The 12,067-nt window shown below is 59.6% G+C and carries 13 protein-coding genes and 3 pseudogenes; 9 read left to right on the top strand and 7 right to left on the bottom strand.

Translation table 11 applies throughout. From position 1 onward, the window contains the following. Window positions 1–280: 280 nt before the first annotated feature. The 5 genes from BRX43_RS18925 to BRX43_RS18945 form a co-directional block, all read right to left on the bottom strand. On the bottom strand, window positions 281–1,306 hold the full coding sequence (locus BRX43_RS18925; protein ID WP_125996626.1) for a DUF1963 domain-containing protein: 1,026 nt from the start codon (window positions 1,304–1,306) through the stop codon (window positions 281–283). Continuing rightward, on the bottom strand, window positions 1,288–2,898 hold the full coding sequence (locus tag BRX43_RS18930; protein ID WP_241215079.1) for an IS66 family transposase: 1,611 nt from the start codon (window positions 2,896–2,898) through the stop codon (window positions 1,288–1,290). Before BRX43_RS18930 ends, BRX43_RS18925 begins: the two co-directional genes overlap by 19 nt. Before the next feature lie 69 nt (window positions 2,899–2,967). Further along, window positions 2,968–3,321, bottom strand: a complete 354-nt coding sequence (gene tnpB, locus BRX43_RS18935) for an IS66 family insertion sequence element accessory protein TnpB (RefSeq protein WP_125996627.1) — start codon at window positions 3,319–3,321, stop codon at window positions 2,968–2,970. Continuing rightward, a complete protein-coding gene (locus BRX43_RS18940; protein WP_241215078.1) occupies window positions 3,318–3,770 on the bottom strand; it encodes a transposase in 453 nt (150 codons plus the stop codon). The genes tnpB and BRX43_RS18940 overlap by 4 nt, the downstream gene beginning before the upstream one ends. A 201-nt stretch (window positions 3,771–3,971) precedes the next feature. Beyond that, window positions 3,972–4,871: an AraC family transcriptional regulator gene (locus BRX43_RS18945; RefSeq protein ID WP_125996629.1), complete on the bottom strand. Its 900-nt coding sequence runs from the start codon at window positions 4,869–4,871 to the stop codon at window positions 3,972–3,974. A 167-nt stretch (window positions 4,872–5,038) separates the two neighbouring features. On the opposite strand from BRX43_RS18945, the gene BRX43_RS18950 reads away from it, so the two are divergent. The 4 genes from BRX43_RS18950 to BRX43_RS18965 all read left to right on the top strand — a co-directional run bounded on the left by BRX43_RS18950 (window position 5,039) and on the right by BRX43_RS18965 (window position 7,451). Beyond that, on the top strand, window positions 5,039–5,797 hold the full coding sequence (locus BRX43_RS18950) for an SDR family oxidoreductase (protein WP_125996630.1): 759 nt from the start codon (window positions 5,039–5,041) through the stop codon (window positions 5,795–5,797). Between the two features lie 16 nt (window positions 5,798–5,813). Then, on the top strand, window positions 5,814–6,482 hold the full coding sequence (locus BRX43_RS18955; protein ID WP_125996631.1) for a glutathione S-transferase family protein: 669 nt from the start codon (window positions 5,814–5,816) through the stop codon (window positions 6,480–6,482). Window positions 6,483–6,509: 27 nt separating this feature from the next. Further along, the gene (locus tag BRX43_RS18960) at window positions 6,510–7,106 is read left to right on the top strand and encodes an isochorismatase family cysteine hydrolase (RefSeq protein ID WP_125996632.1); all 597 of its coding nucleotides are present in this window, start codon (window positions 6,510–6,512) and stop codon (window positions 7,104–7,106) included. An 84-nt stretch (window positions 7,107–7,190) separates the two neighbouring features. After that, window positions 7,191–7,451: a putative quinol monooxygenase gene (locus BRX43_RS18965; RefSeq protein WP_125996633.1), complete on the top strand. Its 261-nt coding sequence runs from the start codon at window positions 7,191–7,193 to the stop codon at window positions 7,449–7,451. Window positions 7,452–7,600: 149 nt separating this feature from the next. On the opposite strand, the gene BRX43_RS18970 is transcribed toward BRX43_RS18965, so the two are convergent. Then, a complete protein-coding gene (locus tag BRX43_RS18970; protein ID WP_125996634.1) occupies window positions 7,601–7,855 on the bottom strand; it encodes a hypothetical protein in 255 nt (84 codons plus the stop codon). A gap of 267 nt (window positions 7,856–8,122) precedes the next feature. Continuing rightward, window positions 8,123–8,674: a hypothetical protein gene (locus BRX43_RS18975; RefSeq protein WP_125996635.1), complete on the bottom strand. Its 552-nt coding sequence runs from the start codon at window positions 8,672–8,674 to the stop codon at window positions 8,123–8,125. A 147-nt stretch (window positions 8,675–8,821) separates the two neighbouring features. On the opposite strand from BRX43_RS18975, the pseudogene BRX43_RS18980 reads away from it, so the two are divergent. From BRX43_RS18980 to BRX43_RS19000, 5 genes and pseudogenes are all read left to right on the top strand, one after another. Further along, window positions 8,822–9,816: pseudogene (locus BRX43_RS18980) on the top strand (IS481 family transposase). A gap of 584 nt (window positions 9,817–10,400) precedes the next feature. Next, window positions 10,401–11,099, top strand: coding sequence for an AraC family transcriptional regulator (locus tag BRX43_RS18985; protein WP_164523684.1), 699 nt, complete (start codon window positions 10,401–10,403; stop codon window positions 11,097–11,099). Between the two features lie 86 nt (window positions 11,100–11,185). Further along, the gene (locus BRX43_RS18990) at window positions 11,186–11,437 is read left to right on the top strand and encodes a hypothetical protein (RefSeq protein WP_125996637.1); all 252 of its coding nucleotides are present in this window, start codon (window positions 11,186–11,188) and stop codon (window positions 11,435–11,437) included. Window positions 11,438–11,563: 126 nt separating this feature from the next. Continuing rightward, a pseudogene (locus BRX43_RS18995) lies at window positions 11,564–11,752 on the top strand (transposase); the annotation flags it as partial. A gap of 85 nt (window positions 11,753–11,837) precedes the next feature. After that, window positions 11,838–11,939, top strand: a pseudogene (locus BRX43_RS19000) (transposase); the annotation flags it as partial. Window positions 11,940–12,067 lie beyond the last annotated feature (128 nt).

Genomic DNA, 12,067 nt, shown 5'->3' on the forward strand with positions numbered 1-12,067 from the left:
CCCGCCCTCCTGCTCGCGCAGTACCGCGATGATCTGCTCCTCGCTGAACCTACTCTTCTTCACGTCCGTCTCCTCACGAAGGCGGACTCTAGCTCAAATTGGCGGAGTTTCAGGGGAGCACGTCAAAGGAAGACCAAACGGCACCCTATCAAACGGCACCGCAGAAGCTCCAAAGAAGATTGAATCTCTATTTTTTGTATCTGCGTTAGGTGCGCCTGCGAGGCGGTGTAGGGTAAGCGTCCGGCCTGACCCGTCCGCGCATTGGTAGGCTGAGTTATCTTCAGTCGGATTGACCAATAAGAACTGCATCGTTGAACAGCGCCTCGCCATTCACCATTTTTATCCAGTAAAAGCCACGCATGAAGCCGTCTGGCTTCTCGACCGCCGCGTCGAGACCGAACTGGCCGATCAGATGCCAAGACTCCAGCTCCCGCATGAAGTCAGGCGCATTCATCGCATCATAGTCGTCCCACGCCAGACAACGGTACCGGCGCTCGCACTCGCGTCGCATGTCGCCTGTTTGCAGTGGTTGCGGCCAACCGCCCACTTGCCACGCTGCCCCCTTAGAGTAGCTCGGACTGATGTCCCAATACCAACTCTCGAATTCGCGATTGTCATCAGCTTGTCCCGCGTCGTCTTCGGATTGGAGAGCCTCGTAGGTTGCCAGGCGTTCAAAGTGTATCCACTGACGCACCTGCTTTTCGCTAGCCAAGCCAGCGGTTCGCGCGCTGCATGGGACGTAGACCACGCGACCTAGCATCTGATCGAACCCTCCCCACTCGTTCCGGCCGACGAAGAAGAGGAGGTGTCCCGATGACGGCAACCATTCGATGTCATCCCGGCCCTCAAGGTCATGAAGCGCGATCTGCGCGACGAAGGTGAGCCGTTCTCCTTGGTGGGTAGGCCATAGGGAGTTGTCGCACTCCGCAGGTTGTCCACCCAGCCAAGAGGAAGTGGGCTCACTGGCAAAGCCGCCGAGGTGGCCCATTTTCCGGGTCTGGAGCTTCGCCAGCTTGAGACGTGCAACGGTGTACGGCGATCGCGGGATGGGTTTCCCGTCGATGTCATGCTCGCCTCTCAAGTAGTGAATGGCGAACTCAGGATCAATCGCCCGCCCGCGATCCAGCTTCTCGATAAAGAGCCGCAACCCAGGAATCAGATCGATAAGCCGTGCCATGGTCCCCCAGACATCAGAGCAAACCGCTTGCAACATCAAGGTTGCTGATGAGCCAACTCGATTGAAAAGCGGAAAGTACGGAACCCAGCCGACCGGCCCGGCACCGGCGGCTATGGTGCGAAGCGCCAAGGCGTCAGTTCGCCAATGCGGTTTATCGGGTGCCCATCGGCGATGCGGGTGAGCACGTCGCGCAGCCAAGCTTCAGGGTCGACGAAGTTGAGCCGGGCGGTCTGGATGAGTGTGTAAATCGCCGCTGCCCGCTCACCGCCCTTGTCCGAGCCGGCGAAGAGGTAGTTCTTGCGGCCGAGTGCAACGGGGCGGAGGCAATTCTCGGCGCGGTTGTTGTCCGCCTCGAGCCGCGCGTCGTCGCAGAAGCGGGTCAGTGCCGCGCGGCGCTTGACGGCATAGCGGATGGCGTCCGCCAGCGCGCCCTTGCCCGAGATGCGGCGCATGGTGTCCTCGGCCCAGTTGAAGAAGCCGTCCACGCTCACCCTGACAACCTGCCGTCGGTTGAGCCGGTCCGCCAACGGCAGCCTGCGCCCTAGCTCCTCCGCCTCGTACATGAGGTCGATCATGCTGACGCCGGTGCGCGCCGTAGTGGAGCCTGTCGCCTTCCACACGTCGTAGATCTTGCGCCTGACATGTGCCCAGCATGCCACCTCGACGATGGGACCGGGTTGACGGCGTACGTCGTACAGCTGGTCGTAGCCCGTATAGCCGTCTGCCTGCAGGAAGCCGCTGAACCCGGTGAGGTGCGCGCGCGGTCGCTCGCCCTTGCGGTCGGGCGTGTAGAAGTAGGCCGCTGCTGGCGGGCCTATGCCCTGCCAGCCCCGGTCGTCGCGGGCATAAACCCAGAGCCTGCCGGTCTTGGTTTTGCCAGTGCCCGGCGCCAGTACCGGAACTGGCGTGTCGTCGGTGTGGATCTTGTTGGCCGCGAACACGTGAGCACGGATGTGCTCAACCAGCGGCTGGAGCAGCCAGCTGACCTGGCCGACCCAGTCGGCCATGGTGGAGCGGTCGAGGTCGACACCCTCGCGAGCGTAGATCTCTGCCTGCCGGTAGAGCGGGAGGTGGTCGGCGTACTTCGACACCAGCACGTGCGCGAGCAGGCCGGGACCTGCCTTGCCGCGCGGGATGGGCAGCGCCGGTGCGGGTGCCTGGGAGATGGCGTCGCAGCGCTGACAGGCGAGCTTGGGGCGGACATGCCGGACAACCTGGAAGCGGCCGGGCACATACTCCAGCACCTCGGTCACGTCCTCGCCCAGTGCCGACATGGTCCCGCCACATGCGCCGCAGCCGTCAGCATGCGGAGCGGCGTGGACCACCTCATGTCGCGGCAGGTGGTCGGGTAGCGGCAGGCGCTTCGACTTGCGCTTCTCGCGGACGGGCGGTGCGATGCCTGCGTCAGCGGACGCGCTGGTCGCCTCGGCCTCGACCGTCTCCAGCTCTTCGAGCCGCAGCTCCAGCTGCTCGATCTCGCGGGTGAGTCGCTCGGACGACTGGCCAAACTGCATCCGCCGTAGCCGCGCCAGCTGGACCTTGAGCTTCTCGATCTCCAGCGCAGTCAGCTGGATGGTCGCCTTGGCCGCGCGAAGCTCGGCCGAAGTGCTGGCCAGCTCGGCAGCCGTGGCAACGCGGGCTTGCTCGACGGTCGCTAAGCGGTCCTGCAACGCCTGTGCGAAGGCGCGCAGCTCGTCCGGGTCGGAGGGGAGATCGACCATCGCCAGCGACATGACCCATCCTATCACCGGACCGACTCAGGCCAAGCGAAAAGGACGGAAAAGCGCCGTTTAGATGAGAGTCGGCGCGGTCACCGGGGCCGGCGCTACGGTGCGTCGCCAGTCGATACCCGCGATGAGCAGCGCCAGCTGCGCGGGGCTGAGCACGATGCCGCCGTCGACCAGTGGCGGCCACACGAACCGACCCTTTTCCAGCCGCTTGGCGAACAGGCACATGCCCGAGCCGTCCCAGTAGAGCGCCTTCAGATAGTCGCCGCGCTTGCCCCGAAATACGAACAGGTGTCCGGAATACGGATCGGCGGCGAGCACCTGACTAGCGAGCGCGGTCAATCCGTCGAAGCCCTTCTGCATGCTCACCGGCTTGCAGGCGAGATACACCTTGGTGCCCGGCGCCAGCGCTATCACGACGCATGCCCCAACGCCCTCAGCACGCGGGCGAGCGCCTTCTCATTGACGTAGCTGTCGACCGACACCCGCACGCCAGCCGGCAGATCGATGTCGATGCCGCCCGGACGGCTTCCCGGATGAGGGCGGATCAGGTCTTCCACCGGTGCGGCAGGTGGCGACGGCTTGGGCGATGCCGGTGCCGGCGTTGCTGGCGTTAGCGCCGTGCCGGGCTTGGCATGGTCGGTGTCCACCACCACGCCATAGGGGATGAACTGCAACGGCTCGCTGGCGATGTTTGCCGCCTTCCGATGCGCCGACCGCCAGTTGTAGATGAGGCTCTCGGCAATGCCGAGCCGTCGGGACACCTCGCGCACCGTCACGCCTGGCGCCGACGCCTCGGCGACCACCGCCGCCTTCTCCGCCTCGCTGTACGTCCGCCTGCGCTCCGTTCGGGTGATGACCTCCATCCGCCCCATCTCCTGACCTCCTTCTGGACTCCAGAAGGAGACCAACACAGGTCTCGGCTTCGCCGGCTACGTCCCACCCGACAACACGCGGCTCACCGGACGGTTACGTGTAGGCGCATTGCAGATCACCGCTGGCGAGTGACCTACAACGGTGGTTTTTTAGGAATCAAAGAGGGAATTGAAATCTGAGAAGCGATCGGCCTAGTTGATCGCCAAATTGCCGATCGAGTGCCGGAGCTGTCGCATATCTCGCATCGGAGGCGCCCCGAACTGGCGCAGATACTCGCGGCTGAACTGCGAGGCGCTTTCATAACCAACAGCAAAGGCGACATCGGAGGCACTGCGGTCACCGGCGAGCAGCAACTGGCGCGCTTCCTGAAGCCGCAACTGTTTCTGATACTGGATCGGACTGAGACCTGTCAGCGCTACGAAGTGGCGGTGGAGGCTCGCCCGGCTCATACCGGCGGTGTCGCACAATGCCTCGATCCTGAGGCGGGTGTCGCGGTGGTCGCGGATCCACTCCACCGCGCGGCGGATGCGGCCAAGCGCACCCTCGGGTTGGGCGATGTGGCGCAGCAGCCGACTTTGTGGCCCTTGCAGGAGACGATAGAGTAATTCGCGCTCGGCCATCGGAGCCAGTGCTGGAATGTCATCGGGCGCGTCGAGCAAAGTCAGCAGGCGTAGCAGCGTGTCGCGTAGCGTCTGGGTCATCGGGTTGAGCGTGATCCCGCTACCGGGCGTGTCGGTATCGCGGATCGCGGGCATCGTCGCGGCGATATCCGCCAGCAACGCAGGGTCGAGCGTCAGCGACACCGCAACATAGGGGCGGCCGTCCTCGTCATCGTGGATCTGCCCGCTAAGTGGCAGGTCGAGCGCGCTGATGAGATACTGCGCCGTGTCGTAGCGCAGAAGGTTGTCGTGGATGGCCACGTCCTTGGCCCCCTGTAGGATGAAGCAAATCATCGAGCGGTAGAGGCAGGGCGACGTGCCTTCGGTCGCCTGACCGACGCCGATCTCTAATCGGGGAATGGCGGTCGGGTGAGAGCCCTCGCGGCCGTGACGGAGGGCGATGTCGATGTGCGGCTGAAGCTGCCCGGTCATGCCGAGGATATGCCTGCGCGCGTCCCGCCTGCCAAGAGCTTGAGACGATCGGGCAAGGATTTGGGAGCATCGAAGGCGCGGCGACCTGAGGCGCGGCTTATCTCGCTGGCATCGGAGACGACGCCGGAACGGTGCTTCCTCCACGATCATCAAAGGAAGGCCCTATCATGACGCAAAAGATCGCAATCATCACTGGCGCGAGCCGCGGCCTGGGTCGCAGCATGGCGCTGCACCTGGCCCATCGCGGCGTCGGCGTAATCGGGACCTACCTTAACAGCACTGCCGAGGCCGAAACCCTGGTAGCCGAGATCGAGGCGGCGGGCGGCAAGGCGGCGATGCTGAAGCTCGACGTCAGCGATACCACGAGCTTCCCCGCCTTCGCTGCATCGGCCACTGAGACGCTGAAGACTACCTACGACGCCGAGGGCTTCGACCATCTGGTCAACAATGCCGGCGAGGGTGTTCATGCTCCCGTCGCCGACGCTACCGAGGCCCAGTTCGATCAGATGATCGATATGCACCTGCGCGGCCCGCTGTTCCTGACGCAGGCGCTGCTCCCGCTCCTGAATGACGGCGGGCGCATCTTGAACGTCTCGACCGCTTTCACGCGCACCACGATGGCTGGTTTCGGACTTTATGCCGCGGCCAAGGCGGGGCTCGAAACACTGACCCGTTTCATGGCCGTCGAGCTGGGCGCGCGCCGGATACGGGTCAATGCGATCGCGCCGGGCGCTATCGCCACCGACTTCGGCGGCGGCGGGGTGCGCGACGACAAGCACGTCAACGCTCACGTCGCCGGCACCATCGCACTGGGCCGCGTTGGGCAGGCCGACGACATCGGCGGGGCTGTCGCCGCGATCCTGTCCGACGATCTCCACTGGGCAAACGGCACGACGTTCGACGTGTCGGGCGGCCAGTCGCTCTGATCCCGGGAGAACACGCATGACCGATCTCACCCTCATCAGCCATCCGCTGTGCCCGTTCGTCCAGCGCGCCGCGATCCTGCTGCTCGAAAAGGGCGTACCCTGCAAACGCATCAACGTCGATCTGTCGGCCAAGCCCGACTGGTTCCTGGCGCTGTCGCCCACCGGCAAGGTGCCGGTGCTGAAGGTGCGCCAGAGCGACGGCCGCGACGCCGTCCTGTTCGAGAGCGTCGTCATCGCCGAGTATCTGAACGAGACGCAAGCCGGCGCGCCGATGTACCCGGACGACGCGCTCGCCCGCGCGCGGCACCGGGCGTGGATCGAGTTTGCCACCCAGACCCAGACCGAGGGCTGGTTCTTCCTCCACGCCGTCGACACCGCGACCGCCGACCACCGCCGCACCGCCTTCCGCGAAAAGCTGCGCAAGCTGGAGGCCGAGCTTGGCGAGGGGCCGTACTTTGCCGGTGCCGACTTCTGCATGGTCGACGCGGTGTTCGCGCCGATGTTCCGGTACTTCGGCATCATCGATCCCGCCGTGGCGAAAACGATCTTCGACGGCCTGCCGCGCGTCAACGCCTGGCGCGCCGCGCTCGCCGACCGGCCGAGCGTCAAAGACGCCGTCGTCGCCGACTATGCCGAACGATTCCGCGACCACCTGCGCCAGCACGGCGCGCTGATCGCCGCCTGAACCGCCTATATTCCAGGAGTGAATACGATGACCAAACCATCCAATAGCGCGCTGATCCTGATCGAGTACGTCAACGACTGGCTGTCGCCGACCGGCGGCATCTACCCGCAGTTCCAGGACCGCGAGCAGGTCGACACCGCGATCGCCAACTCAAAGATCGCCCTGGGCCAAGCGCGCGCCCGCGGCATGCACGTCATCCACGCCTCGCTCAAGTTCGAGTCGACCTACAAGGTTCTGGGTGAGAGCAAGTACGGTCTGCGCAAGATGATGCGCGATTATGGCTCGTTCCTGGGCGAGCAGGCCGACTTCTTCCCCGGGTTCGAGCCCGCCGAGGGTGAGCATGTCGTGCGTGAACGCGCCGGGGGCAGCAGCGTCTTCGTCGGCACCACGCTCGACGGCTATCTGCGCAACAACGGCATCTTCGATATCTATCTGGCCGGCTTCTCGCTGCGGCAGTGCGTCGAATCCTCGATGCGCAATGCACATGACCTCGGCTACCACACCAACGTCCTCTGGGATGCATCGGCCGGCTACACGCGCAAGCAGCAGGAGGATTTCCTCGCCGAGATCGCCCCATTTTATGCCAACGCCCTCACCACGCAGGACTTCGTGGCGCAGACCTGAAGCCACTGCGGCCCGTGCCTGGCGCCCCCTCCCACTTTCCGGGGCGCCGGGTACTATCTTCCCCGCCAGGCAACGAGGCAGCCGATGATCGGAATGACGGTCGACCTCACGATCACACCCGGCAGCGGCGACGCGTTCGAGCGCGCCTTCGCGGTACAGGCCGTTGCGGTGCGCGCAAAAGAGCCGGGCAATCGGCTCTACGCCTTATTCCGGTCGAAGGCGTCGGCTGATGCCTACACGCTGGTCAAGATCTACGACGACGAGGCCGCACTAGAGGCGCACCGCGCGGCAGGGCTTAACGCCAAAGGGCCTTGCCAGTACCTTCCTACAAGAAGCGCCTCGTGAAACGGCCGGGGCGTCCCCATTGGGATGGATGGTAAGGAAGAGCGGGCCGACCGTGCTACTATTAGAAGCATGTAATAGTGGCAGATGTAGTGGAGGGACCAACAGTTTCCCGCGTCCATTGCCGCAGAATTTTGACGATTGCCCCTCTATCAAACATGATGGAGGTGGTTTACGAGCCACCACCCGGTGAGTTTCACCTCTACGTTCTGATCCGAGATTAGCGACTGACCCTGCGGGTAAGTTGCGGCATCGTTGGTCAGTAAGGGCCGTATCGTGTCATAAAGACCTTTCTCCTGCTGCCTGTTGATTTTCGTTGGCGGATTTTCCGCCGTCATTGCTGTGCCAATCAAAATTGCCGCTCCACTCACGAATAAATTAACCAATAACTTTGCGTTTTCCGCCATCTTCTCTGCATCAGATACCATTAGCCGATTGACAATTCAAAGCTTAAAGATCATTGTACCAGTTAAGAGAAGTTGGATCGGCCCATTCCCCCTCCGCCCCAATAACCGGTGATCGAGAGGGGCGAGCCGGTCGCATTAGGATAGCCGGTTCATAACGTGGGCGGCGCTTCGAAACGCGGATTGGCGGGAATCAGGACGGTCAGCGCAATCTTCAATGCCGTGGTAACGGCCGGCCCATCATCAGCAAGGGGCCGGCCGGATACGAGATTAGCGACCGGTGCAGAAGGGACGACCTGCCTCCGACAGCAGCCGTTCACGCCGGACTTGGCCATTGGGTGCCTTGCCTTGATACATTGCGCACTCCTTGGCGTCGTATTCGAGACGGGCTTCACGATAGCGCAGCCGGGCATCGACCTTCCGGAAGGCGATCATCTCGGCGCTGGGAAGCGCGTCATTGCCATAGCTCCGCTCGACTCCACGGCGATCGAGTTCGGTGTCGATTGCATCGAGCGTACGATTGTACGAGGCCAATTCGGCGGCACTTACGAAACCCTGCCTGCGGCTCAGGCGAGTCATGTTTTCCCGCACTTGCGAGACCTCGTTGTTGAGCTTTCCCGCCCGGGTCCGGGCCACATTCCCGCTGCGCTGTCCCGCCGCGATGCGATCCTGTGCAAGCGAAACGCGCGCCTTGAGCGTATTTGTCGCCCGGGTGTTCTCGGCACGTGCTGCCTGGCTGCCTTGTGCTTGTGCTTGTGCGACCGTGGGGGTCATTGCGCCGACCGAAATGGCGATGACTGGCAGGATCATATTGAGCTTCATTGCGACTTTCCGAACAGCAGATTGGAACGGCTACAACGTTGCGGTCGCATCCAGGCTCCTAGGTGTTTAGTCCCGCGGTTTGATGGTGCGATGCTTTCGTTCGAATGGAAGGAGGCCGTATGGGACAGGTACGTCACGAGTGATCGCGTGCGATCACTCGCCACGACCACGTACGCCGTCCGAGCAGCAATACAGCGATCGCAAAGCTTCGCTCGCGATGCTGAGCCGTGAGCTGGCGATCAACCCGAAGACGGTGGCGAAGTGGCGGAAACGGGCGACGGTCGACGACCTGAAGACCGGGCGGAAGGCCCCTCATTCCACCACTCTGTCCGAGGCCGAGGGGGCGATGGTTGTGGCGTTCCGGCGCCACACGCTGCTGCCGCTAGCCTGCGCTCGCGAAGGCGGGGGACTGCCTCTATGCCTTGCAGCCGTCGCTTCCGCATCTCACCCGGTCAGCACTGCATCGGTGCTTACAATGGCACGGCATCTCCCGCCTGCCGGACATCGAGGGCGACAAACCGAAGCGTCAGCGCTTCAAGCGCTACCCGATCGGCTTCTTTCACATCGGTATAGCCTTGGGTAGCAGACTGCCGAAGGCAAGCTTTACTTGTTCGTCGGCATCAACCGCTACCCGCCAAGTTGGTGGTCACGTAGCTGGTCAACAAGGCTGATCGCCGGACGGCGTGGGAGTTCCTCGAACACCTGCTGAAAGCCGTTCCCTATCGCATCCACATGATCTTGACCGATAACCGCATTCAGTTCGCCGACCAGCCACGCAACCGCAACGCCGCCCGGTCGCGCCGGATGCGTTTCGACATGATCTGCGAGGCCAACGACATCGAACACCGGCTCACCAAACCGAACCACCCATGAATCAATGGTCAGAGCCTGCCCCGGCGAAGGCAGAGGTCGAGCGGATGAACCGGACCATCAAGGAGGCGACCGTTAGACGCTTCCACTACGACAGCCATGACCAACTGCGGACACACCTCGCCAACTTCATGGCAGCCTACAACTTTGCCTGCCGGCTCGAGACGCTCAACGGCCTTACACCCTACGAATGCATCACCAAAATCTGGACGTCGGAGCCAGACCGGTTCATCGTCAATCCGATTCACCAGATGCCGGAACTAAACACCTAAGAGCTTAGCACCGAATTCAAAGAGTACAATATAACGATTTGGGTAATTGATACTTACTTACATAGAGCAATTAAATATAGGGACGCTGCTGAGGCATTAAATTTATATTTACAAAACTGATGTCTGACAATTTATTCAGAATAATGCGCTTTAATTATAAAATTTGCCCGATTGGTACTGAAAATAAGAATTTTTTTCGTTTTTTTAATACCTTGCAACTTGAATTTGATATTGATTAACCTTGCGTATTTGGTTGAACTGCGTATTAGGTGCGCCATAGCTATTTTGGTAAGCAATCTATGTCGGATTCACTAAGTTTGCTGGCATGCAAGCCCGCTGTTTGGCGGCCTCAGCCAATCATGCGTTATTCCGTTGTCGGAAATCGCCAGCTCAATAGGCTCAATGAAAGTGGAGGCGTTGCAGTCCACTTAGGAAGAATCTCGGGCGACCAGTTTCACGTTGCATTCCAGGGAACGCAAAGCACGTCACTCAGCATTTGGACTACGAGTACAAAATCTGGGTTTATCAGCAAGCCGAAAGTTTTGGATGATCTAATCTCTATCCGCTTCATCGATCAAGGTACGATGCTTCGTTCCAACCAAAATGGAAAGGAAGTAGTGGCTGGGTCCAACCACGCTCTATATAGCGTTTTTGCCGAAATGGAAATTGAGCAAGCGTCGCCGGGATTTTCTGCCACGTCAGCGACGGTTAGGCGCAGTGACATGGGCAAAGCTTGGCAAGCTTTGTTTAAACAAGATGCTAGCACGTTACCCAATTTTCAAGCCTATATAAAAGTTGAAGATGCAGGTATATTAGCATTACGGCAAACAATTTGGACGCTGGGGATGAAGGTAGCAAGGCAACTTGATCCGGGAGACCTGATAATTCCGTTGCTTCATGAAGTTTTAATATATCAAATAATTGGATCATGGCCTAAAGCTGGTTTTACTATAGTTCCTAAACACGAAGATGCTAGTGATAGACAAATAAAAAGTGCTGTAGAATTTATAGAAGATCGTATTTCATTGGCGATATCGTTAGACGATATAGCTAGTTATGTTGGCGTAAGTGTTCGTACGCTTCAATCATCTTTTAAAAAGAAGATAGGGCTAAGTCCTATTCAGTTTCTTATTATGAGGAGATTAGACAGAGCTATGGAAGATCTTAGCAAAAACAACACAGATAGTGTAGGAGAAGTGGCCCGCCGCTGGGGGTTTGTTCATATGAGCGATTTTTCTCGTAGATATAAACAGCGATTTGGTAAAACCCCAAAGCAAAGATAAAAATAGGTTTACGCATATCTATCAATAATAAAGCATATAAAATATATCGAAATATACGTCATGCACTCTCTATAAAGGATTTATAAATGCCCAAATATTATTTTGACCTTAACGACAAAATTTTAAATATAGACAGTCATGGTATTATTTTTGAAAATCAAGTAAAAGCTCGTAACGAGGCTGTAAAGTTTGCGGGAGCATTAATCGCTGAACACGCGGAGGACGTCTGGATCCAACGCCGTGAGTTAATTATGGTTGTCAAAGGTGAAGATAACATCCCGCTGTTTCAGCTTACATTTTTTGCTACAGATTTACAGAGCATAGAAAGCTTACAATAAATTTTGAAGCACCTCATGAGTTTTTATCTATACGTTTATTTTTGGCATTTTGAAGATCGTATTGACGATGATCCCGTCTGGCTCAGGAGTCCAGCCGACCGAGCAAACCAATGGACTACGCCCTTAGTGGAGTCCTTCAACGGATTCCTGCGGAGCGAATGCCTGAACACGCACTAGTTCCTATAGCTGAAAGACGCCAGAGCCAAGATCGAGGCTTGGCAACGCGACTCTAACGAGAGCCGTCCTCACACATCGCTTGGCTGGCTGACGCCGGTCGGATATGCTGCTGGCGCGGCAAAGACCGCAACCAAATGAACTGACCCGAGTCCTCCGGATTGGTCCATTCTTTGTGGGAAATTCCCGGTTAGGTTTGGCAGGTGCCAGACGAGGGAATCCGCCGATGAAGAAGTCGAGGTTCAGCGAGCAGCAGATAGCGTTCATCCTCAAGCAGGCCGAGGATGGAACAACCATCGAGGAGGTTTGCCGGAAGGCCGGCATATCAATTGACGTGCTCCCCTGAAACTCCGCCAATTTGAGCTAGAGTCCGCCTTCGTGAGGAGACGGACGTGAAGAAGAGTAGGTTCAGCGAGGAGCAGATCATCGCGGTACTGCGCGAGCAGGAGGGCGGGA

The organism is Sphingomonas sp. S-NIH.Pt15_0812 (assembly GCF_003951315.1).
Taxonomy (GTDB): Bacteria; Pseudomonadota; Alphaproteobacteria; order Sphingomonadales; family Sphingomonadaceae; genus Sphingomonas.

What these genes read in the sequence shown, in the direction of transcription:
- BRX43_RS18930 (WP_241215079.1), bottom strand. Translation starts at nt 2,898, where the DNA reads ATGGTCGATCTCCCCTCCGACCCGGACGAGCTGCGCGCCTTCGCACAG.
- BRX43_RS18940 (WP_241215078.1), bottom strand. Translation starts at nt 3,770, where the DNA reads ATGGAGGTCATCACCCGAACGGAGCGCAGGCGGACGTACAGCGAGGCG.
- BRX43_RS18945 (WP_125996629.1), bottom strand. Translation starts at nt 4,871, where the DNA reads ATGACCGGGCAGCTTCAGCCGCACATCGACATCGCCCTCCGTCACGGC.
- BRX43_RS18950 (WP_125996630.1), top strand. Translation starts at nt 5,039, where the DNA reads ATGACGCAAAAGATCGCAATCATCACTGGCGCGAGCCGCGGCCTGGGT.
- BRX43_RS18955 (WP_125996631.1), top strand. Translation starts at nt 5,814, where the DNA reads ATGACCGATCTCACCCTCATCAGCCATCCGCTGTGCCCGTTCGTCCAG.
- BRX43_RS18960 (WP_125996632.1), top strand. Translation starts at nt 6,510, where the DNA reads ATGACCAAACCATCCAATAGCGCGCTGATCCTGATCGAGTACGTCAAC.
- BRX43_RS18965 (WP_125996633.1), top strand. Translation starts at nt 7,191, where the DNA reads ATGATCGGAATGACGGTCGACCTCACGATCACACCCGGCAGCGGCGAC.
- BRX43_RS18970 (WP_125996634.1), bottom strand. Translation starts at nt 7,855, where the DNA reads ATGGCGGAAAACGCAAAGTTATTGGTTAATTTATTCGTGAGTGGAGCG.
- BRX43_RS18975 (WP_125996635.1), bottom strand. Translation starts at nt 8,674, where the DNA reads ATGAAGCTCAATATGATCCTGCCAGTCATCGCCATTTCGGTCGGCGCA.
- BRX43_RS18985 (WP_164523684.1), top strand. Translation starts at nt 10,401, where the DNA reads ATGCTTCGTTCCAACCAAAATGGAAAGGAAGTAGTGGCTGGGTCCAAC.
- BRX43_RS18990 (WP_125996637.1), top strand. Translation starts at nt 11,186, where the DNA reads ATGCCCAAATATTATTTTGACCTTAACGACAAAATTTTAAATATAGAC.